Below are 19,889 nucleotides of genomic sequence, written 5' to 3'. Positions count from 1 at the left end.
TGGATGCGCTAGCCGATTCCCGCACTTTCCTTCCCTCCCCCGCCTGCGGGGGAGGGCTAGGGTGGGGGCGGTCAACGCAGGGCCGCCTCGGCCTTGAAGGCGCTTCAGGCCGGCTGCGCATCCGGCTGTTGGTTGGGGTGCGCGGCAATGAAGGCCGGCAAGGCTTCCAGCCTCCCGCTCAGCGCCACCAGGCGCGGATAGCGCGCCAGATCGGCGCCGAAGCGCCGCGCCGCGTAGACCTGCGGCACCAGGCAGCAGTCGGCAATGCCCGGCTGGTCGCCGAAGACGGCGGTTGCCAGCGGCTGGTCGGCGACCTCCGCCTCCAGCGCGCTCAGGCCACGGTCGATCCAGTGCCGTATCCAGGTCTCGCGCTGCGCCTCGTCCACGCCCAGGGTCTTGCTCAGGTAGCCCAGCGGGCCGAGGTTGTGCAGAGGCTGGATGTCGGCATTGATCGCCTCGCAGAACTGCCAGGCGCGCGCGGCCTCGCGCGGCTCGGCGGACACCAGTGGGCGCTCCGGAAAACGGGCGTCGAGATAGCGCAGGATCGCCAGCGACTGACCGAGTTTGAAGTCGCCATCGACCAGCAGCGGCACCCGGCCTTCCGGATTCAGCGCGCGGTAGCCGGCGGCGTGCTGTTCGCCGCCGTCCTTCACCAGATGCACCGGCCGGTACTCGTAGTCCAGGCCCTTGAGCGCCAGCGCGATGCGCACGCGGTAGCTCGCCGAGGAGCGCCAGTAGCTGTAGAGAGTCAGCATGCTCGGGGTCACTCCGTAGTTTTGTGGAATGCGCGATCAGCCGCCGGATCAGTGGTCTGGATGGCGCTCGACGCGCTGCTCAATCGCGCCAAAGATCGAGCGGCCCTGCGCATCGCGCATCTCCACCTTCACCGTGTCGCCGAAGCGCAGGAAGGGTGTTTGCGGCTTGCCCTGGCGCAGGGTTTCCACCGTGCGCAGCTCGGCCAGGCAGGAATAGCCCAGCCCGCCTTCGGCCACCGGCCGGCCTGGTCCGCCGTCGGCATCGCGGTTGCTGACCGTGCCGCTGCCGATGATCGAGCCCGCCGCCAGCGGCCGGGTCTTGGCCGCGTGGGCGACCAACTGGCCGAAGTCGAAGTTCATGTCGACGCCGGCGTCCGGCGCGCCCAGCGGCGCTCCGTTGAGCCAGGACAGCAAGGGCCGGTGCAGCTTGGCGCCGATCCAGGCGCTGCCGAGTTCGTCCGGCGTCACCGCCACCGGCGAGAAGGCGCTGGACGGCTTGCTCTGGAAAAAGCCGAAGCCCTTGGCCAGCTCGGCGGGAATGAGATTGCGCAGCGAGACATCGTTGACCAGCATCAGCAGACGGATGTGGCCGCGCGCGGCTTCGGGTGATACCGCCATCGGCACGTCGTCGGTGACCACCGCGATCTCGGCTTCAAGGTCAATGCCGTAGTCCTCGCTCGCAGCGAGAATCGGCGCGGTCGGCGCCAGGAAGCTGTCGCTGCCGCCCTGGTACATCAGCGGATCGGTCCAGAAGCTGGCCGGCATTTCCGCACCGCGCGCCTTGCGCACCAGCTCGACGTGATTGACGTAGGCCGAGCCATCCGCCCACTGGTAGGCGCGCGGCAAGGGCGAGAGCAGGCGGCTGGCGTCGTAGGGCCGCCAGTCGCCGCGGTACTCCCCGGCGCAGAGCGCGTCGTAGAGACCGGCCATCAGCGGCGAGAGGCGCGGCCAGTCGTCGAGCAGGGCTTGCAGCGTCGGCGCGATTTCCGGCACCGGCAGCATGCGTTCCAGATCGCGGCTGACCAGGAGCAACTGGCCGTCGCGGCTGCCATTGGCGAGGGTGGCGAATTTCATGGTGGTACTAGGGCTGACGCCAGGAAAGGTGGTAGTCGGGGTTCTCGACACTGCCGGCGGCGGCGCCGATCTCCAGGGCATCGCGGGTGTCGATCATCACCGCGTACTCGTCGGTGGCCGGTTTGCTCTGCACCAGCATCTTGCCCAGGGCCTTGGGGTGCGGGCCGTGGGTGAAGCCGCAGGGGTGCAGGGTGATCATGCCGGCGTGAATGTTGTCGCGGCTGAAGAAGTCCCCGGCGTGATAGAACAAGACCTCGTCGTAGTCGTCGTTGTTGTGGAAGAACGGCACCTTGATCGCGCCCGGATCGGTCTCGAAGGGGCGCGGCGCGAAGGTGCAGACCACGAAGCGGTTGGCGACGAAGGTGGTGTGCGCCGAAGGCGGCAGGTGATAGCGCGCCGAGACCAGCGGGCGGATATCCCGCACATTGATGCGCACCGGATGCAGGTTGCCGTGCCAGCCCAGCGCGTCCAGCGGGTTGTAGGGATAGCGGACGGTGGAGAGCGCGTTGCGGCGCTTGATGCGCACCTGCCACTCGCCCGGCTCTGCCGCCTGCGCCTTGAAGGCGGCGTCGAGCGCGGGGATGTCGAACATCGCCGGGTCGAAGATCGCGTGCTCGCCAAGCAGGCCCTTGTCCGGCAACTGGTAGCTGCTGTTGCTGGCCTCGATCAGCAGCAGGGTGAGCGGCGCCGTGCACTCCAGCCGCCACATCGTGCCGCGCGGCAGCACCAGGTAGTCGCCGGCTTCAATCGCGAGGTGGCCGTAGTCGCAAAACAGCTCGGCGCTGCCGGCGTGGACGAACAGCAGCTCGTCGCCATCGCTGTTGCGTACCAGATGATCCATCGAGGCCGTGCAGGTCCATTGCCGCAGGCGCACATGGGCGTTGAACAGCAGTTCGTGCGCATCCCAGGGCGAGCCGCCGCTGGGGCCGAGTTGCGCGGCATCGAAGGCGCGCGGCCGCAGCGGGCCTTCCCAACTGGTCCAGCCGGTGGGCGGACGCGGATGGATCATGTGGCTGGCGGGGCCGAAGAAGCCCTCCTTGCCCAGCTCGCGTTCCACCGTGCCCGGCGGCAGGTCGGCATGCGCCTGGCGCGAGGCCAGGCCCTCGATGTGCGGGCGGTTGATCCACTTGCGAGACATGCTGCCTCCTTGCCTTAGGCGGCTTCGGCCTTCAGCACGCCGCGGCGAATCTGGTCTTCCTCAATGCTCTCGAACAGCGCGCGGAAGTTGCCCTCGCCGAAGCCCTCGTTGCCCTTGCGCTGGATGATCTCGAAGAAGATCGGGCCGATCACCGTGCTGGTGAAGATCTGCAGCAGGATGCCCTCCACCGGCGCGCCGTCGATCAGGATCTTCAGCTCCTTGAGCTGGGCGACGCTCTCGCCATGGTTGAGCACGCGGCTGTCGACCTTGTCGTAGTAGGTTTCGGGTGTGTCCATGAACACCACGCCACGGTGCTTGAGCGCGGACACGGTTTCGTAGATGTCGGGCGTGGACAGCGCGATGTGCTGGATGCCCTCGCCGCGGTATTGCTTGAGGAATTCCTCGATCTGGCTGTGCTCGTCGGCCGACTCGTTGATCGGGATGCGGATCTTGCCGCAGGGGCTGGTCATCGCCTTGCTGAACAGGCCGGTCTGCTTGCCCTCGATGTCGAAGTAGCGGATCTGCCGGAAGTTGGCGATGCGCTCGTAGAAACCGGCCCAGAGGTCCATGTTGCCGCGCTCGACGTTGTGGGTCAGGTGATCGATCTCGGTCAGACCCACGCCCTGCGGATGCTTGTCGACGCCGGGGAAGAACACGAAGTCCACATCGTAGATGTCGTGGCCGGTCTTGCGGTCGGCGAAATAGAGCACCGAGTTGCCGATGCCGTAGACGCTGGGCAGGCGCAGTTCCATGAAGCCGGGCTTGGCGTCGAAAGCCACCGCGCCCTGGCTGATCGCGTGCGCGTAGGCGGCGGGTGCATCCGCCACCCGCCAGCCCATCGCGCAGGCGCTGGGGCCGTGCGCCTGGGCGAACTGCGCGAAGTGCGTGTAGGGCGTGCCATTGACCAGAAAGTTGATGCCGCCCTGGCGGAACAGGGTCACGTCCTTGCTGCGGTGCCGGGCGACGGCGGTGAAGCCCATCATCTCGAACAGCCGGTGCAGCTGCTGGATGCCGGCGGCGCTGGGGGCGGTGAACTCGACAAACTCGAAGCCTTCGGTGCCTAGCGGGTTGATGGCGCTCATGGGGGATTCCTGCATGGGGAAGGTAGGGGAGGTCAGGCCGCGAGTGCTGTCTGGGCAGCGGGCTGTTGCTGGATTCCGGCCTTCGGCGGGAACAGGGGTTCGAGCAGGCCCAGGCTGCGGGCCTCCTGGACTTTCGCCATCAGATCGAGCTGGGTCAGGCGCGAGAGGTCGGCGAGTTCCTCGATCACGTAGTAGAGCGGCTGCATGATGTCGATGCGATAGGGCGTGCGCAGCACCTCGACCAGATCAAACTTCCGGCGCAGCGCGACATTGGAGCGATAGGCGTACTCGGTCTCGCCGATCGAACTCAGGATGCCGCCGCCGTAGATGCGCATGTCCTGCCCCGGTTTCTGCAGCAGACCGAACTCCACGGTGAACCAGTACAGGCGCGCGAGGTAGACGCGGTCTTCGCGGCTGGCGGCGAGCCCCAACTGGCCGTAGCGATGGGTGAAGTCGGCGAAGTGCGGGTTGGTCAGGAGCGGGGTGTGGCCGAACAGCTCGTGGAAGATGTCCGGCTCCTGCAGATAGTCCAGCTCCTCACGGCGGCGCACGAAAGTGGCGGCCGGGAACTGCCGGTTGGCGAGCAGGCGGAAGAACTCGCCGAAGGGAATCAGCGCCGGCACATAGGCCACCTCCCAGCCGGTCTCGCGCTTGAGCACCTTGCTGATCTCCGGCAGTTGCGGCACGTGATCCTTGGGCATGCCGATCTGTTCCAGGCCGTAGAGGAATTCCTCGCAGGCCTTGCCCTGGATGGCCTGTTCCTGGCGCGCGTACAGCTCCGCCCAGATCGCGTTTTCCTCGTCGCCGTAGCGCACCAGGCCGGTCTCGTCGGGCAGGCGCGAGACATAGTTGCTGGCCTTGCTCATCGTAAGTCTCCTCGTCGGGCCGGTTTTGAAAGCCACTGTAGCGCGAAGCCGCTGGCGGTTCCTTGCAAATACCTACGCGAGAACCGATGCTCGCGCAGCAATCCACTACAAATCCGCCAAATGGCGAATAAAAGTAAGCGCGCCGACCTGGACCGCACCGATCTGCGCATCCTCCGCGAGCTGCAGCGCGACGGTCGCCTGCCGGTGGTGGCCCTGGCCGAGAAAGTGTCGCTCTCCGCCACCGCCTGCCAGCGGCGGGTGAAGAAGCTGGAAGACGCCGGAGTGATCGAGCGCTACGCCGCGGTGCTCAGCCCGGCGGCGCTGGGCCAGACCCTGGAGGCCTTCGTGCGGGTGGCCATCGAGCGCCAGTCCAAGGACGTCAGCCAAGCTTTCCAGGACGCCATCCGCCGCCGGCCGGAGGTACGTGCCTGCTATGTGATGACCGGCGACCAGGACTATCTGCTGCATGTACAGGTGGCCGATCTCCAGGCCTTCGCCGAGTTTTCCATGCAGGTGCTGATCGGCCTGCCGGGGGTGCGCGACGTGCGCTCCTCGCTGGTGCTGGAGGCGATCAAGCACGACGAGGGCTTGCCGCTGTAGGCTGGCCGGCGCGACGCTAAGTCCCCGAGTCGCATCCCTCACTCACTTATCGAGCCCAGGTCCGTCATGAATCTCCGTCTCGCCCCGCGTCGCCTGTTGGTGCTGAGCCTGCTGGCCGGTATTGCCGCCTGCTCCGGCCCCCAGTTTCGGCCGGGCGACGAGGCGCTGCGCAGCGACCGCTCGGTGGTGCGCCTGCTGGCCCTGGTGGAAGCCAGCCGCGAGCAGCAGGACCAGGTGCTGGCCGCCTACGACGTCGATGCCGTCCGTCGCCGCGAGATCGAGCGCGAGTTGCAGACGCTGAACCGCGAGCGCGGCAAGCTGGACCCGCACCAGCCCGACTTCCTGGCCGCCAACCAGGCCTGGGTGCAGCGCTGGACCGCGCTGATGGCCGAGCGCTACGCCATCCAGGCCCGTTTCGACGTGGCGGTGGCGGGCGCGCTCAAGAGCAGCCAGTGGGAAGACTGGGTCAACTACACCACCGCCCAGCCGTCCGGTTACGGCGGCTATGGCGAAGGCGGCCCCGGCCGCCGGTCCAGCGGGCCCTGAGCGCGCCGCGCCTTCCAGCGGCTCCGATCCCATCCTGAACAGGCTCCTGGCCGCGACGCGGCCGGGCCGGACGGTCATGGCGCGCGGAGCAGCGGCAATTGATTAGTTGGCAAATGGTTAGTAAGCTAACCATATGTCCAAGAGCTCCGCACCGCCGCCAGTCACCGTCACCTCCCTGCTGATGGAGGTCAGCCGCCTGGTGCGTGCGCGCTTCCGCGAGCAGGCCCAGGACTGGGAGTTGACTCAGCCGCAGTGGCTGGCCCTCGCCCACCTCAACAAGACCCCCGGTCTGACCCAGTCGGAGCTGGCCGAGCGCCTGGAGGTGAGCAAGGTCACCGTCACCCAGCTGGTCGACCGGCTGGAGAAATCCGGCTGGCTGCGCCGCGAGGCGCACGAGTCCGACCGCCGTGCCACCCGCCTGCAACTCACCGCCAAGGCCGAGCCGGTCACCGCCGAGTTGTGGCGGGTCGGCGCGGTGGTGCGCGGTCAGGCCCTGGCCGGCTTCAGCGCCAGCGAGCGCGAACAGCTGGAAAGCCTGCTGCAGCGGGTGAAAACCAACCTCAGCGGCCCCGCCGCCAAGGAGTAAGTCATGAACGAATCCGGAACCCCGAACCCAAGCAACGCGCCCGCCGCCAACGACGCCGCCGCGATCACTCCGGCGCCGCCGGCGAGGCCCAGCATCGCCATTCCGGAACGCCGTCGCCTGCGTTCCGTGCTGTTCATCGCCGGCCCGGCGCTGGCGCTGCTGGCCGGCGCCACGCTCTGGTTGCTGGGCGGCCGCTACATCGATACCGACGACGCCTATGTGAAGGCCAACAAGGTCAATGTCAGCGCCGAAGTCACCGGCCTGGTGGCCGAGGTGCTGGTAAAGGAAAACCAGCCGGTGCGGCGCGGCGAGCCGCTGCTGCAACTGGACCGCGCGCCGTTCCAGGTGGCGGTGCAGCAGGCCGAGGCCAATCTCGCCCAGACCCGCTTGCAGATCCAGTCGCTGCGCGCCAGCTATGGCCAGAAGCTCTCGGCCCTGGCCTCGGCGCAGTCCGACCTCGCCTACCAGCAGACCCATGCCCGCCGCATCCGCGAGCTGCGCGGCAGCGGCGCGGTCTCGCAGTCGGAAGTGGACGACGCCAGCCACACGCTGGATGTCGCCGGCAACCGCGTGCAGGAGTTGCAGCACGATCTGAACGAGGCCTTGGCCCAGCTCAATGGCGATCTCCGGGCGCCGGTGGAAACCCATCCCACCTATCTCGCCGCTGCCGCGTCGCTGGAAAAAGCCCGCCTAGACCTGCAGCGCAGCACCCTGAAGGCGCCCATCGATGGCATCGCCAGCAAGGTGCCGGACCCCGGCACCTACGCCATGCCCGGCCTGCCGGTGATGAGCGTGGTCGCCGAGGAGGAATCCTGGGTGGAGGCCAACTTCAAGGAGTCGGAGCTGGAGCACCTGCGCGTCGGCGCACCGGTCAGCGTTGCCATCGACGCCTACCCGAACACGCAGTGGCAGGGGCGACTGGAAAGCATCGGCCAGGCCACCGGCTCGGAGTTCGCGGTGCTGCCGGCGCAGAACGCCAGCGGCAACTGGGTGAAGGTGGTGCAGCGCATCCCGGTACGGGTGCGGCTGGAGCACCGCGCCGACGAGCCGCCGCTGCGCGCGGGCATGAGCGCCGAGATCAGCGTCGACACCGGAGCCCGCAAGCACTCCGGCATCGCCCGCCTGATGTCGGCCTTCGGGCTCGGCAGCGCCGAGGCGGCGCAGTAGGCCGCCGCTGGCCATGAGCCGCACGCCCGCCGCCCAGCGCGGCCTGGTCGCCGCCTCGGTGATGGCGGCGACCCTGATGCAGACGCTGGACTCGACAATCGCCAACGTCGCCCTGCCGCACATGCAGGGCGGCTTGGGCGCCTCGCAGGAGCAGATTTCCTGGGTGCTGACCAGCTATATCGTCGCCGCCGCCATCGCCACCGCGCCCACCGGCTTCCTGGCCCAGCGCTACGGCCGCAAGCGGGTGTTCCTCACCGCCGTGGTCGGCTTCACCCTGGCCTCGATGCTGTGCGGACTCGCCACCTCGCTGCCGCAGATCGTCGCCTTCCGCCTGCTGCAGGGCCTGTGCGGCGCCTCGCTGGTGCCGCTCTCGCAGCTGGTGCTGCTCGACACCTATCCCAAGGAGCAGCACGGCGCCGCGATGTCGCTCTGGGGCATGGGCGTGATGGTCGGCCCCATCATCGGCCCGACTCTCGGCGGCTGGCTGACCGAAACCTATAGCTGGCGCTGGGTGTTCTACATCAACCTGCCGGTCGGCATCCTTGCCTTCATGGGTCTGTCGGCGGCCTTGCCGGCCGACGCGCCCAAGCGCGGCCTGCGCCTGGACGGCCTGGGCTTCGCGCTGCTGAGCCTGGCCATCGCCTCCTTGCAGCTGATGCTCGACCGCGGCGAGACCAAGGACTGGTTCGGCTCGCCCGAGATCGTTCTGGAAGCCGCGGCGGCGGTGCTGGCCTTCTACCTCTTCGTGGTGCACACGCTGACCGCCCGCGCGCCCTTCCTCTCGCCGCGCATGTTCGCCGACCGCAACTTCGTCACCGGTCTGGTGATGATCGGCATGGTCGGCGTGGTGCTGTTCGCCACCGCCGCGCTGTTGCCGCCGTTTTTGCAGAACCTGCGTGGCTTTCCAGTGATCCTCACCGGCCTGGTGATCGCGCCGCGCGGCATCGGCACCATGGTGGCGATGAAGCTGGTGCCGAAGGTGATCGACCGCTGGGGCGCACGGCTGCCGATCGCCGCCGGCCTGATCGCCACCGCCTGGTCGCTGCACTGGATGACCCGGTTCAGCCTGGACGTGCCGATCTGGGAGCTGGTGGTCTCGGGCGTGGTGCAGGGTGCCGGCCTGGGGCTGGTGTTCGTGCCCTTGAGCACGCTCACCTTCGCCACCCTGGCGCCGGAGCATCGCGGCGATGCCACCGCCCTGTTCAGCCTGGTGCGCAACATCGGCAGCAGCATCGGCATCGCCATGACCTTCGCCTTCCTCAGCCAGAACACCCAGGCGGCGCATGCGCGGCTGGCGGAGCACATCAACCCCTACAACCCGGCCTTGGCGGAATACGCCAACGCCGCCGGTGGCCTGAGCTCCAGCGCCGGCCTGCTGACGCTGGAGCAGGAGGTGCAGCGCCAGGCCAGCCTGCTGGCGACGCTGGCCGACTTCCAGTGGATGATGTTCGGCGTGCTGTTGGTGCTGCCGCTGGTGCTGCTGTTCCGCAGTCCGCGCCGGGTGGCGGCGCCGGTCGAGGCGCTGATCGACTAGGGCGATGCCGTGGCGCAGGCCTCCGGCGCCAGCGTGGTGGCCAGCCGGGTGGCGTGCTGGCGCAACTCCGGCACCGCCGTCGCCTCCCAGGCCTGCGCCTTGAGGAAGGGGCCGACGTAGTGCAACACCCGGGACGCAGCGCCCTGCCGGTTGATCAGGGCGTAACGCTCGTCCACCAGCAATCCCAGACCCAGCTCATCCGGGCAGAGCAGGCCGTCGCGCCGCAGCTGTTCGATCAGGGGTTCGTTCATTACCCGGGTATCGCCTTCCGGGCCGGTGCAATTGATCACCGTAGCGACCTCCAGGGTTTCCGACCGCGTCTGTCCACGGCGGCGCCAGTGCACGCGCACCGAGCCGTCGGCCTGCTCGTCGAATTCCCGTACGCGCCCGGCCGCGACCTGCAGCAGCCCGTCGCCGATCAGGCCGGACAGCGCCGCTGCCAGCTGCGGTGCGCAGCGGTGGCGGTGCACGTCCCAGAGCGCCCGCAGATGGCGCAGGAAGCGCCGGCGTTCGTTACTGGGCAGCTGCCGCCAGATCGCCGGGGTCGCCGAGCGCAGCCCGCCGATCACATCGCGCCAGTCTTTGCCCAGCGCCTGCTCACTCGCCACCAGCTGGCGGAGTGCGCGCAGCCAGCCGCGGGCCGTGGGTGGCGTCGCCAGGAAGCGGGCCGGCAGATGGATTGGCGGCGGCTCGTTGCGGGCGTCGCGATGCGCCAGCGGCAGCAACCCGCGCCGGGAGATGGCGTGCATCGGCGCCCGCTGGCCACGACCGACCAACGCCAGGGCGACATCGAGCATGGTCAGCCCGGTGCCGATCAGCAGCACCGGTCGATCCGGATCCACCGACTCCAGCACGCCGTCCTGCCAGGGGTCGCGGATATAGCGGGGCGAAACGAAAAACTGCCGCGCCGAGGCCGGGACGGGCGGGTCCGCGGGCGAGAAATTGCCCAGGGCCAGCACCACCCGGTCGGCGGACAGCAGGGCGCCGCTGGCCAGCACCAGCCGCGCCCTGGCCCTCTGCTCGTCGACTTCGATGCGGGTGACGGCGTCGAGCCGGGTCTGGAACCGCTCCGGGTAGCTTAGGCGGGCACTGTCCAGCAGCGACTGCAGATAGTCGCCATACAGCCGGCGCGGCACGAAGCTGCCGGCGTCGTAACTGGGGTCGACGGTCTGCACATAGCGCAGGAAGCTGCCAGGGTCTTCGTCGAAGGCCGACATTCGCCCCGCTGGCACGTTCAGCACATGCTCCAGCGCGTGGGTGCCGTAAGCCACGCCGCGCGCCATTGCGTGGCCGCGATTGATCAGGACCACCCGGGCGCCGCTGGCGAGCAGCCGTAGCGAGGTGAGTGTTCCGGTAAAGCCGGCACCGATGACCACCACAGTTTTCATCAGCTTGTTCTCCCTAGCTGCGCTCATTTCGGTGAACGCAGCTTTCGCGCCAACCGCCTATGGCAGCTCCCCCGTCTCAGTCCGCGTAGCGGTCGGTGGCCTCGATCAGCGCCGAGAGGATGCCCGGCTCGCTGGCGGCATGGCCGGCGTCACCGATGATCTTCAGCTCGGCCTCGGGCCAGGCGCGGTGCAGATCCCAGGCGCTCTTGATCGGGCAGACCACGTCGTAGCGGCCCTGCACGATCACCGCCGGGATGTGGCGGATGCGGTCGATGTTGGCGAGCAGCTGGTCGTCGCGCTCGAAGAATCCCCGGTTGATGAAGTAGTGGCACTCGATGCGCGCGAAGGCGTCGGCGAACTTGTCGTCGCCGTAGCGGGCGATCATGTCCGGGCTCTGCAGCAGCTTGCTGGTGGCGCCTTCCCAGGTGCTCCAGGCCTTGGCGGCGGCGGCGCGCACTTTCGGCTCGCTGCTGGTCAGTCGCCGGTAGTAGGCACTGACGTAGTCGCTGCGCTCGGCCTCGGGGATCGCGTCGCGGTAGGCCTCCCACATGTCCGGGTAGATCCAGTTGCAGCCCTCCTGATAGAACCAGTCGAGCTCGGCCTTGCGCAGCAGGAAGATGCCGCGCAGGACCAGGGCCAGCGTGCGCTCGGGATGGGTCTCGGCATAGGCCAGCGCCAGCGTCGAGCCCCAGCTGCCGCCGAACACCACCCAGCGGTCAATGCCGAGCAGGGCGCGGATGCGTTCCATGTCGGCGACCAGATCCCAGGTGGTGTTCTCGCGCAGTTCCGCGAAGGGTGTGCTCTTGCCGCAGCCGCGCTGGTCGAACAGCACGATGCGGTACTTGTGCGGGTCGAAGAACTGCCGCTGCCAGCCCTCGGTGCCACCGCCCGGCCCGCCGTGCACGAAGACGATGGGCTTGCCGTGGGGGTTGCCGCTCTCCTCGACGTAGAGTTCGTGCAGCTCGGAGACTTTCAGGCGGTGAGTGCGGTAGGGCGCGATGGCAGGGTAGGGCGTGCGCAGGGGCATGGGCTTAGGTCGTCGGCAAATTCCTTGGGGAGCTTAGCCCAAGCGCGGCCTGGATTTTGGTCAGGGCAGCGTGCGCAGGAAGCCATACAGCAGCACCGCGAAGCCGCCGATCTCGGCGACCACCAAGAGCCACATGAAGCCGTGGATGGCGAGGGCGGGCAGGGTGGCCTGGCCCAGGCGATGCGGCGCGCGCAGCTGGTTGTCGGTATCACGCAGCAGGCCGTGCAGCACATAGGTGGAGATCGCCAGCGCGAAGAACAGTAGCGGTGCCGCCACCGCCCACAGCGTGCCGGCGGGAGTCAGCGGCGAATAGGGGACGAATTCGCGCAGCAGCAGGGCGCTGAATGAGTACATCAGGCTGCTGCGATGGGCGATGTCGACATAGACCGGCGCCGTGGCTTCCGGCGAGCGGACGATGCAGAGGTATTTCCACAGGCCGGTGAGCAGACCGGTGAGAAAGAACAGGCCAGCGGCGAGCAGGCAGAGTTGGTCGGCGGTCATGGTCGGGGAGGGCGACGAGGTCGGAGTCTGGAGCTTAGCGGCTGGGGCGCGCCGCGATCGCGGCATGGATATTGTTTGCATAAAGTGACAGGCCCCAGGCTTGGGGCTAGCATCCACGGTGATTTCGCTACTCCACGCAGGAACGCCTCCTCCGATGCCGCTGAACCGCAAGCTGACTCTCGCCTTTCTGGTAGTTGGCAGCTCCGCTGCCCTGGCGGATGTGACGGTGCCGGCCCCGGCGCCGGTGATCTACGAGGCCCCGGCGCCAACCGCCATCCCTGCCAGTGCGCCGATGCCGGCCAGCGCGGCTCCGGCAGCGCCGCTACCCGCCCCCGCGCCGGTCGCGCTCAAGGCCAAGGCGGAGCCGGTGGACCCTCTGGCGCACGAGCGCGCGCTGTTTCCGCGTCCGGCGGCGCTGAAAGGCAATGTCGCCTTCTGGCGCAAGGTGTTCGCCGAGTATTCCGAGCGCCAGAGCGTGATTCACGACCTGCGCAAGCCCGAGCGGGTCTATGCGGTGCTGGATTTCCGCGACGAGGCGAAGACGCTGGGGCGCGTGCAGCTGTCCAATCTGCAATCCGCCGAGGAAGCGCGCAGCAAGAAGCGCATCGAGGCGGCGCTGCGCCGGGCTGCCGCCCAGCGCGACAATCCGGAAGTGCTGGACGACGAGGCGCGCAAGCTCGCCGCCCTGTTCGCCGGCGACCGCGGCGGCCTACGCGAGGCCGCCGACAACGTCCGTAGCCAGCGCGGCCTGCGCGAGCGCACCGGCGAGGCGATGGCGATTTCCGGCCAGTACCTGCCGGAGATGGAGCGCACCTTTGCCAACGAGGGCCTGCCGCGGATGCTGACCCGGCTGCCGTTCGTGGAGTCGAGCTTCAACGTCGAGGCCTATTCCAAGGTCGCGGCGGCCGGCCTCTGGCAGTTCATGCCCGACTCGGCGCGCATGTACATGCGCTTCAACCATGTCTCCGACGACCGCCGCGATCCCTGGACCTCCACCCAGGCCGCCGCCGAGCATCTGCGCGACGACTACCGCGTGCTGCAGGACTGGCCGCTGGCGGTCACCGCCTACAACTACGGCCGCGGTGGTCTCGCCCGGGCGCTGAAGGAAACCGGCGGCAACTCGCTGGACGACCTGCTCGCCAACTACAACAACAAGCGCTTCGGCTTTGCCTCCCGCAACTTCTATTCGGAGTTCCTGGCTGCCGCCGATGTCGAGCGCGACTGGCGCGAGCATTTCGGCGACATCCAGCGGCGGGTGCCGCTGAGCTTCGAGACCGTGACCGTCGAGCGCTACACGCCCTATCGCACCCTGGTGCGCCTGGCCGGCGGTGACGATGCCGCGTTCGCGCGCCTGAATCCCGGTTACCGCGCCGAGGTGGTCAACGGCAAGCTCTATGTGCCGGCCGGCGACCGCATCCGCGTGCCGGTCGGTCGTGCCTCAGCTTTCCGTGCCGGCTACCAGCAGCTGGCCAGCAACGAGACCTACAGCCAGCAGCGCGAGATTTACTTGGCGCACCGGGTCGGCAAGGGTGACACCCTGGGTGGCATCGCCAAGCGCTACGGCGTGTCGCAGAAGACGCTGATCGCCGTCAACGGCCTCAAGAAGGGCCGCATCCGCGCCGGCCAGACGCTGAAGGTGCCCAACGACGGCGACTTCACGGCGACGACCCTGGTGGCCAAGGCCGAATCCGAGCCGGGTAGTGGCAAGCGCCACGAGATCGCCATGGGTTCCACTGGCAGCAAGAAGGCCGCCAAGCCGGCGGCCAAGCTCGCCACCCGGGTGCACAAGGTGAAAAGCGGGCAGAGCCTGTCGGTGATCGCCGAGCGCTACGACACCAGCGTGCGCCAGCTGCTGGAACTCAACGGCCTCAAGGACGCCAGCCGCATCCGCGCCGGCATGAAGCTGAAGGTGCCGGCGGCCTGAGCCGCCACCGCCTCGTCGCGTTTGGCGGGTGCCTTCAGGCGTCCGCGTTACTGGCAGGCGCCGGGGCGCTGTCGTCGATGCCGACCACCGTCAGCGCGATGCGCCCTAGCAGCCATTCGATCAGATCCTGGCTGACCTCCGCGCGGCAGGTCTCGTTGAACAGCTCGTGGCGGGCGCCGGGGTAGACCTTGATCTCGATGAACTCCAGCCCGGCCATGCGGTAGGCGGTGGCGAGCTGATGGCTGCCCAGGCCGTTCTGGCAGACCGGGTCTTCGCCGCCGGCCAGCAGCAGCACCGGCAGCGAATTGGGGATGCGCACCAGCCGCTCGGGCGCGGTCAGCGTCTTGCCGGCGTGCAGCAGCTCGGCCCACAGCGAGGCGCTGCAACGGAAGCCGCAATAGGGGTCGGCGACATAGGCGTCGACTTCGGCGGCGTCGCGCGACAGCCAGTCGGAGCCGGTGCGATTGGGCCGGAACTTGCGGTTGAAGTCCTTGAAGGTCAGCAGCTCGGCGAGCGCGCTGCGGTGACCGGCACCCAGCAGCAGCGCTTCCGCGCGCATCAGCCGCTCGCCGAGCGCGCGCAGCGGACCCATGCTGGCGCTGGTGGCGGAAAGGATGGCGCCGGCCAGGCCTTCGCCGTGTTCCACCAGGTAGTGCTGGGTGAGAAAGCTGCCCATGCTGTGGCCGAGCAGGAACAGCGGCACGCCCGGCTGCTCGCGCTCGATCAGGGCGCGCACGCCGTTGATCGCCGCCAGCGCCGTGCTCCATTGCGAACCGCTGCCGAAATGGCCCAGCGACTTGGTGTCGGGCGCGGTCTGGCCGTGGCCGGGCAGATCCTGCGCATACACCGCCAGGCCCTGGGCATTGAGCTGCGCGGCCAGGCGCGCATAACGGCCGCCGTGCTCGGCCATGCCGTGGACGATCTGCACCACGCCCTTCGGCCGCTGCGCGCACTCCCAGGCATGCACCCAGGCGCGCTGGCCATCGGGCAGTAGGTGGTGCTGGGCACTGGTGGGCATGAGCGAGCCTTGGGGAGTCTGGTTATGGGATGCTGAACTGCTATCGAGCAGAATCTTCGCCGGAATCCGCCGGCAAGTCTGCAAATATCCTGCCCAAGGTCCAGCCCGGCCGGATCGGGCGCGGCGCCACCACCATCTGCGAGGAGTACCGATGAGCTTCCTGCTCGCCATCGACCAGGGCACCACTTCGACGCGCGCCATCGTCTTCGACCGCGCCGGTCGCAACCGCGGCGGCGCGCAACGCGAGCTGCCGCAGTCCTACCCCGCCAGCGGCTGGGTCGAGCACGACGCGCTGCGCATCTGGGAAGACAGCCTGGGCTGCGCGCGCGATGCGCTGCGGGCGGCCGGCATCGAGGCGGGCCAGCTGGCGGCGCTGGGCATCACCAACCAGCGCGAGACCACGGTGATCTGGGACCGCGCCAGCGGCCAGCCGATCGCCCCCGCCATCGTCTGGCAGGACCGCCGCACCGCCGAGTTCTGCGCCGCGCATGCCGGCCGCAGCGACTGGCTGGCCGACAAGACCGGCCTCTTGCTCGACCCCTACTTCTCCGCCACCAAGATCGCCTGGCTGCTCGACCAGGTGCCGGGCGCGCGGCCGCGCGCCGAGGCCGGCGAGCTGGCCTTCGGCACCGTCGACAGCTGGCTGCTGTGGAATCTCACCGGCGGCCGCGTCCACGCCACCGACGCCAGCAACGCCAGCCGCACCGCGCTGTTCAACATCCACACGCAGCGGTGGGACGAGGAGCTGCTGGCCTTCTTCCGGGTGCCGCGCGCGCTGCTGCCGGAGGTGCGCGACAGCGCCGACGACTACGGCATCACCGAGCCCGAGCTGCTGGGCGCGCCGGTGCCGGTGCGCGGCATCGCCGGCGATCAGCAGGCGGCCACCGTCGGCCAGGCCTGTTTCACGCCGGGCATGACCAAGTCCACCTACGGCACCGGCTGCTTTCTGGTGCTCAACACCGGCAGCCAATGCCTGCGCTCGCGGCACCGCCTGCTGTCCACCGTCGCCTACCGGCTCAACGGCCGGCCGACCTATGCGCTGGAGGGCAGCATCTTTGTCGCCGGCGCCGCCGTGCAGTGGCTGCGCGACGCCGTGCACCTGATCCAGTCGGCCGGCGAGACCGAGGCGCTGGCGCGCTCGCTGCCGGATGCCCAGGGCGTCTACCTGGTGCCGGCCTTCACCGGCCTGGGCGCGCCCTGGTGGGACCCGCAGGCGCGCGGCGCGATCTTCGGCCTGACCCGCGACACCGGCCTCGCCCACATCGTCCGCGCCGCGCTGGAATCGGTGGCCTACCAGACCCGCGACCTGCTCGACGCCATGGCCGCCGACGGCGTGCGCCCCAACGAGCTTCGCGTCGATGGCGGCATGGTGGTCAACGACTGGCTGACGCAGTTTCTCGCCGATGCCCTGCAGGTTCCGGTGCTGCGGCCGCGGGTGACCGAGACCACGGCGCTGGGCGCGGCCTTCCTCGCCGGCCTGGGCGCCGGCGTCTATGGCTCGCTGGAGGAGATCGCCGCGCTCTGGGAGCAGGAGCGCCGCTTCGAGCCCAGCCTGCCCGGCGAGCAGGCCGACCGCCTGATGGCCGGCTGGCATGCCGCCATCGCCCGCGTGCGCAGCGGCTCGCCGCCACCGCCCGTAGAATAGCCGCGCCCCCTACGCCCGATTGCCTGCCGCCGTGAGCCGTCCCGAAGACCCCAAGACCGAGCCCCAGAGCGGGACGACCACGCACTTCGGGTTCTCCCAGGTGCCGGTGCAGGAAAAGCAGCGGCGCGTCGCCAGCGTGTTCAGCTCGGTGGCCAGCAAGTACGACCTGATGAACGACCTGATGTCGTTCGGCGTGCACCGGCTGTGGAAGCGCTTCGTCGTTGACCTCGCCGGCGTGCGCGCCGGCGAGAAGGTGCTCGATGTCGCCGGCGGCACTGGCGATCTCACCCGCGAGTTCGCCAAGGCGGTCGGCCCCAAGGGCCTGGCCATTCTCTCCGACATCAACGCCGCCATGCTCGGCGAAGGCCGCAACCGCCTCGCCGACGCCGGCCTGGTGACGGTGCCGGCGGTGCAGGCCAATGCCGAGAAGCTGCCCTTCGCCGACGACAGCTTCGACCTCATCACCATTGGCTTTGGCCTGCGCAACGTCACCGACAAGGATGCCGCGCTGCGTTCCATGACCCGCTGCCTGAAGCCGGGCGGGCGATTGATGGTGCTGGAATTCTCCAAGCCGCTGCTGGAGCCGCTGGCCAAGGTCTACGACCAGTATTCCTTCAAGCTGCTGCCGCTGATGGGCAAGCTGGTCGCCAACGACGCCGACAGCTACCGCTACCTCGCCGAGTCGATCCGCATGCACCCGGACCAGGCCACGCTCAAGGGCATGATGGAAAACGCCGGCCTGTCGCGGGTGCAGGTCTACAACCTCAGCGGCGGCATCGTCGCGGTGCATCGCGGCTTCAAGTTGGATTAGTTCCTTGTGACCGCCCCTGCTCTGGTCTGCGCGACCGTCGAGGTCGCGCTCAATCGCACGCTCCGGCTGGAGCCGGAAGTGCTCGCCGATTTCGCCCGGCTGGACCGCCGCCTGCTGGCGCTCACCATCGACGGTCTGGACTGGACCCTGTACGTGGAATGCAGCCCCGAGGGCGTGCGGGTGAGTCCGGAATTTCCGCGCGCCGCCGACGTGCATCTGAAAGGCGGCGCAATCAGCCTGGGTCGCCTGGCGGCGCAGGCCGCGCGCGGCGAAACCACGCTGCCGCCCGGCGTGGTGGTGGAAGGCGACGCTGAGCTCTTGCACCGCTTCAATCGCCTGCTGGCGCGGGTCGGCTTCGACCCCGCCGAAGTGGTCGCCCGCTACGTCGGCGACGGCGCCGCGCAGCGCCTGGTCGGCGGTCTCAAGGAGTTCCTCGGCTGGGGCCGGCGCAGCGCCGCCACCCTGAGCCTGGACACCGCCGAATACCTGCGCGAGGAAAGCCGCGACCTCGCGCGCAAGATCGATGTCGAGGAATGGATGGAGGCTGTCGATACCCTGCGTGACGATGTCGAGCGCCTGGAAGCGCGTCTGCGCCGGCTGGAAAGCCCGGTGCTGCCGGAGCAGAAGGCATGATCGTCGCCAGCGCCCGCCTCTGGCGCATCTACGCGGTGATCCGCCGCTACCGCCTGCAGGAATTCTGGAACGGTAGACCCGCCAACGATCCGCGCCCGCGCGGCGAGCGCCTGCGCCTGGCCTTGCAGGAACTGGGCACAGTGTTCATCAAGTTCGGCCAGGCGCTGTCGACCCGGCCCGACGTGCTGCCGCCCGACGTGGCGATGGAACTCGCCAAGCTGCAGGACCAGGTGCCGCCCTTTGCCAGCGCCGAGGCGCGCCGGGTGATCGAGGCCGAACTGGGCAAGCCGATCGCCGAGCTGTTCGAGCGCTTCGACGACGAGCCTCTGGCTTCCGCTTCGGTCGCGCAGGTGCACACCGCCAAGCTGCATGGCGAGGGTGGCATCGAAGTCTGCGTGAAGGTTATCCGGCCCGGCATCGAGCTGACCATCGCCAAGGACATGGCGCTGCTGCGCGCGCTCGCCGGGCTGGTCGAGCGGCTGCATCCGGAAGGCCATCGGCTCTGCCCGGTGGCGATCGTCGGCGAGTACGAGAAGACCGTCTACGACGAGCTGGACCTGATGCGCGAGGGCGCCAATGCCGCGCAGCTGCGCCGCAACTGGCTGGGCTCGGAGCTGATCTACCACCCGCTGGTGTTCTGGGACTACACCCGCACCAAGGTGCTGACGCTGGAGCGCCTCTACGGCCATTCGGTGCGCGAGCTGGAGCATTTCCGCACCCAGGGCGTGGACTTTTCGGTGCTCGCCGAACGCGGTGTGGAGATCTTCTTCAAGCAGGTGTTCCGCGACAATTTCTTCCACGCCGACATGCATCCCGGCAACATCTTCGTGGACATCAGCAACCCGCGCCGGCCGAGCTATCTGGCGCTGGACTTCGGCATCGTCGGCCAGCTCACCGGGCAGGACCAGCGCTATCTCGCCGAGAACTTCCTGGCCTTCTTCAACCGCGACTACAAGCGCATCGCCGAGCTGCACGTCGAGAGCGGCTGGATTCCCGAGGGCACCCGCGTCGAGGACTTCGAGTCGGCGATCCGCACCGTCTGCGAGCCGATCTTCGGCAAGCCGATCAAGGACATCTCCTTCGGCTACTTCCTGTTGCGCCTGTTCCAGATCGCGCGCCGCTTCAAGTACCAGGTGCAGCCGCAATTGGTCTTGTTACAGAAGACGCTGCTGCAGGTCGAGGGCCTGGGTCGCCAGCTCTATCCCGACCTCGATCTCTGGAAGACCGCCAAGCCGATCATGGAGGACTGGATGAAGAAGCGCCTGGCGCCCTCCACCGCCTTCAATCGCCTGAAGAGCCAGGCGCCGGCGCTGGCCGAGACCCTGCCGCTGCTCGCCGAGAACGCGCTCAAGCGGCTGGAGCGCGGCGAGTCGCTGGGCGGCGGTGTTTCCAACCGCGAGTTCGCGGCCCTGCGCCGCGAGCTGCTGGCCAGCCAGCGCCAGACCCGCGCCCTGCTGTGGGCGGTGGGCGCCTTGATCGCCGCGGTGCTGCTCTACGGCGCCACGCCCTCCTCGCAGCACCTCTGGGGCCTGCCCTGGGGCAGCTGGCTGCTCGGCGGCCTGGCGCTGCTGGGCCTCTGGCGCGCGCGCTGAGA

The 19,889-nt window shown here is 68.8% G+C and carries 19 protein-coding genes; 10 read left to right on the top strand and 9 right to left on the bottom strand.

Annotated features, from left to right (window positions below):
• Positions 1–104: 104 nt before the first annotated feature.
• From maiA to phhA, 5 genes are read right to left on the bottom strand one after another with little or no spacing between them, the layout of a single operon-like run.
• The gene (gene maiA / locus AC3WT6_RS01345; protein ID WP_492651749.1) at positions 105–755 is read right to left on the bottom strand and encodes a maleylacetoacetate isomerase; all 651 of its coding nucleotides are present in this window, start codon (positions 753–755) and stop codon (positions 105–107) included.
• Between the two features lie 48 nt (positions 756–803).
• Positions 804–1,829 (bottom strand): fumarylacetoacetate hydrolase family protein, encoded by a 1,026-nt coding sequence (locus AC3WT6_RS01340; RefSeq protein ID WP_492651748.1) that lies wholly within the window; start codon positions 1,827–1,829, stop codon positions 804–806.
• 7 nt (positions 1,830–1,836) lie between these two features.
• On the bottom strand, positions 1,837–2,967 hold the full coding sequence (locus tag AC3WT6_RS01335) for a homogentisate 1,2-dioxygenase (protein ID WP_492651747.1): 1,131 nt from the start codon (positions 2,965–2,967) through the stop codon (positions 1,837–1,839).
• Positions 2,968–2,981: 14 nt separating this feature from the next.
• Positions 2,982–4,049 (bottom strand): 4-hydroxyphenylpyruvate dioxygenase, encoded by a 1,068-nt coding sequence (hppD, locus tag AC3WT6_RS01330; RefSeq protein WP_492651746.1) that lies wholly within the window; start codon positions 4,047–4,049, stop codon positions 2,982–2,984.
• A gap of 32 nt (positions 4,050–4,081) precedes the next feature.
• Entirely contained in the window at positions 4,082–4,915 is an 834-nt protein-coding gene (gene phhA / locus AC3WT6_RS01325) for a phenylalanine 4-monooxygenase (protein WP_492651745.1), read from the bottom strand.
• Between the two features lie 120 nt (positions 4,916–5,035).
• On the opposite strand from phhA, the gene AC3WT6_RS01320 reads away from it, so the two are divergent.
• From AC3WT6_RS01320 to AC3WT6_RS01300, 5 genes are all read left to right on the top strand, one after another.
• Positions 5,036–5,515, top strand: coding sequence for an Lrp/AsnC family transcriptional regulator (locus AC3WT6_RS01320; protein WP_492651744.1), 480 nt, complete (start codon positions 5,036–5,038; stop codon positions 5,513–5,515).
• A gap of 66 nt (positions 5,516–5,581) precedes the next feature.
• Positions 5,582–6,061 (top strand): hypothetical protein, encoded by a 480-nt coding sequence (locus AC3WT6_RS01315; RefSeq protein ID WP_492651743.1) that lies wholly within the window; start codon positions 5,582–5,584, stop codon positions 6,059–6,061.
• Positions 6,062–6,194: 133 nt separating this feature from the next.
• A complete protein-coding gene (locus AC3WT6_RS01310) occupies positions 6,195–6,647 on the top strand; it encodes a MarR family winged helix-turn-helix transcriptional regulator (RefSeq protein ID WP_492651742.1) in 453 nt (150 codons plus the stop codon).
• 3 nt (positions 6,648–6,650) lie between these two features.
• Positions 6,651–7,814 (top strand): HlyD family secretion protein, encoded by a 1,164-nt coding sequence (locus AC3WT6_RS01305; RefSeq protein WP_492651741.1) that lies wholly within the window; start codon positions 6,651–6,653, stop codon positions 7,812–7,814.
• A gap of 13 nt (positions 7,815–7,827) precedes the next feature.
• On the top strand, positions 7,828–9,348 hold the full coding sequence (locus AC3WT6_RS01300; protein WP_492651740.1) for an MDR family MFS transporter: 1,521 nt from the start codon (positions 7,828–7,830) through the stop codon (positions 9,346–9,348).
• On the opposite strand, the gene AC3WT6_RS01295 is transcribed toward AC3WT6_RS01300, so the two are convergent.
• Genes AC3WT6_RS01295 through AC3WT6_RS01285 form a run of 3 tightly spaced genes read right to left on the bottom strand, consistent with a single transcriptional unit; the run spans position 9,345 to position 12,264 of the window.
• The gene (locus AC3WT6_RS01295) at positions 9,345–10,763 is read right to left on the bottom strand and encodes an FAD/NAD(P)-binding protein (protein ID WP_492651739.1); all 1,419 of its coding nucleotides are present in this window, start codon (positions 10,761–10,763) and stop codon (positions 9,345–9,347) included. The genes AC3WT6_RS01300 and AC3WT6_RS01295 overlap by 4 nt on opposite strands.
• 49 nt (positions 10,764–10,812) lie before the next feature.
• Positions 10,813–11,763, bottom strand: coding sequence for a prolyl aminopeptidase (gene pip / locus AC3WT6_RS01290; RefSeq protein ID WP_492651738.1), 951 nt, complete (start codon positions 11,761–11,763; stop codon positions 10,813–10,815).
• A 60-nt stretch (positions 11,764–11,823) separates the two neighbouring features.
• Positions 11,824–12,264 (bottom strand): hypothetical protein, encoded by a 441-nt coding sequence (locus AC3WT6_RS01285; RefSeq protein WP_492651737.1) that lies wholly within the window; start codon positions 12,262–12,264, stop codon positions 11,824–11,826.
• A gap of 154 nt (positions 12,265–12,418) precedes the next feature.
• Between AC3WT6_RS01285 and AC3WT6_RS01280 the strand changes: the two genes are divergently transcribed.
• Positions 12,419–14,188 (top strand): lytic transglycosylase domain-containing protein, encoded by a 1,770-nt coding sequence (locus tag AC3WT6_RS01280; protein WP_492651736.1) that lies wholly within the window; start codon positions 12,419–12,421, stop codon positions 14,186–14,188.
• A 34-nt stretch (positions 14,189–14,222) separates the two neighbouring features.
• On the opposite strand, the gene AC3WT6_RS01275 is transcribed toward AC3WT6_RS01280, so the two are convergent.
• Positions 14,223–15,206, bottom strand: coding sequence for an alpha/beta hydrolase (locus AC3WT6_RS01275; protein WP_492651735.1), 984 nt, complete (start codon positions 15,204–15,206; stop codon positions 14,223–14,225).
• A gap of 151 nt (positions 15,207–15,357) precedes the next feature.
• On the opposite strand from AC3WT6_RS01275, the gene glpK reads away from it, so the two are divergent.
• From glpK to ubiB, 4 genes are read left to right on the top strand one after another with little or no spacing between them, the layout of a single operon-like run.
• On the top strand, positions 15,358–16,851 hold the full coding sequence (glpK, locus tag AC3WT6_RS01270; RefSeq protein WP_492651734.1) for a glycerol kinase GlpK: 1,494 nt from the start codon (positions 15,358–15,360) through the stop codon (positions 16,849–16,851).
• 31 nt (positions 16,852–16,882) lie between these two features.
• Complete coding sequence (ubiE, locus tag AC3WT6_RS01265; RefSeq protein WP_492651733.1) at positions 16,883–17,662, top strand: bifunctional demethylmenaquinone methyltransferase/2-methoxy-6-polyprenyl-1,4-benzoquinol methylase UbiE; 780 nt, start codon at positions 16,883–16,885, stop codon at positions 17,660–17,662.
• A gap of 6 nt (positions 17,663–17,668) precedes the next feature.
• Positions 17,669–18,295 carry a ubiquinone biosynthesis accessory factor UbiJ gene (locus AC3WT6_RS01260; protein ID WP_492651732.1) on the top strand — a complete coding sequence of 209 codons (627 nt, stop codon included), beginning with the start codon at positions 17,669–17,671 and terminating at the stop codon, positions 18,293–18,295.
• Positions 18,292–19,887 (top strand): ubiquinone biosynthesis regulatory protein kinase UbiB, encoded by a 1,596-nt coding sequence (gene ubiB, locus AC3WT6_RS01255; protein WP_492651731.1) that lies wholly within the window; start codon positions 18,292–18,294, stop codon positions 19,885–19,887. The genes AC3WT6_RS01260 and ubiB overlap by 4 nt, the downstream gene beginning before the upstream one ends.
• Positions 19,888–19,889 lie beyond the last annotated feature (2 nt).

Source organism: Stagnimonas sp. FW305-C-60, from assembly GCF_058782965.1.
This window is presented reverse-complemented; position numbering and strand designations above follow the sequence as displayed.

Bases quoted from the DNA above. Each gene is read 5' to 3' on its own strand.
- maiA (WP_492651749.1), bottom strand. From the start codon at position 755: ATGCTGACTCTCTACAGCTACTGGCGCTCCTCGGCGAGCTACCGCGTG.
- ubiB (WP_492651731.1), top strand. From the start codon at position 18,292: ATGATCGTCGCCAGCGCCCGCCTCTGGCGCATCTACGCGGTGATCCGC.
- AC3WT6_RS01295 (WP_492651739.1), bottom strand. From the start codon at position 10,763: ATGAGCGCAGCTAGGGAGAACAAGCTGATGAAAACTGTGGTGGTCATC.
- AC3WT6_RS01285 (WP_492651737.1), bottom strand. From the start codon at position 12,264: ATGACCGCCGACCAACTCTGCCTGCTCGCCGCTGGCCTGTTCTTTCTC.
- AC3WT6_RS01275 (WP_492651735.1), bottom strand. From the start codon at position 15,206: ATGCCCACCAGTGCCCAGCACCACCTACTGCCCGATGGCCAGCGCGCC.
- phhA (WP_492651745.1), bottom strand. From the start codon at position 4,915: ATGAGCAAGGCCAGCAACTATGTCTCGCGCCTGCCCGACGAGACCGGC.
- AC3WT6_RS01310 (WP_492651742.1), top strand. From the start codon at position 6,195: ATGTCCAAGAGCTCCGCACCGCCGCCAGTCACCGTCACCTCCCTGCTG.
- AC3WT6_RS01340 (WP_492651748.1), bottom strand. From the start codon at position 1,829: ATGAAATTCGCCACCCTCGCCAATGGCAGCCGCGACGGCCAGTTGCTC.
- AC3WT6_RS01300 (WP_492651740.1), top strand. From the start codon at position 7,828: ATGAGCCGCACGCCCGCCGCCCAGCGCGGCCTGGTCGCCGCCTCGGTG.
- hppD (WP_492651746.1), bottom strand. From the start codon at position 4,049: ATGAGCGCCATCAACCCGCTAGGCACCGAAGGCTTCGAGTTTGTCGAG.
- AC3WT6_RS01315 (WP_492651743.1), top strand. From the start codon at position 5,582: ATGAATCTCCGTCTCGCCCCGCGTCGCCTGTTGGTGCTGAGCCTGCTG.
- glpK (WP_492651734.1), top strand. From the start codon at position 15,358: ATGAGCTTCCTGCTCGCCATCGACCAGGGCACCACTTCGACGCGCGCC.
- AC3WT6_RS01280 (WP_492651736.1), top strand. From the start codon at position 12,419: ATGCCGCTGAACCGCAAGCTGACTCTCGCCTTTCTGGTAGTTGGCAGC.
- AC3WT6_RS01320 (WP_492651744.1), top strand. From the start codon at position 5,036: ATGGCGAATAAAAGTAAGCGCGCCGACCTGGACCGCACCGATCTGCGC.
- AC3WT6_RS01305 (WP_492651741.1), top strand. From the start codon at position 6,651: ATGAACGAATCCGGAACCCCGAACCCAAGCAACGCGCCCGCCGCCAAC.
- AC3WT6_RS01335 (WP_492651747.1), bottom strand. From the start codon at position 2,967: ATGTCTCGCAAGTGGATCAACCGCCCGCACATCGAGGGCCTGGCCTCG.
- pip (WP_492651738.1), bottom strand. From the start codon at position 11,763: ATGCCCCTGCGCACGCCCTACCCTGCCATCGCGCCCTACCGCACTCAC.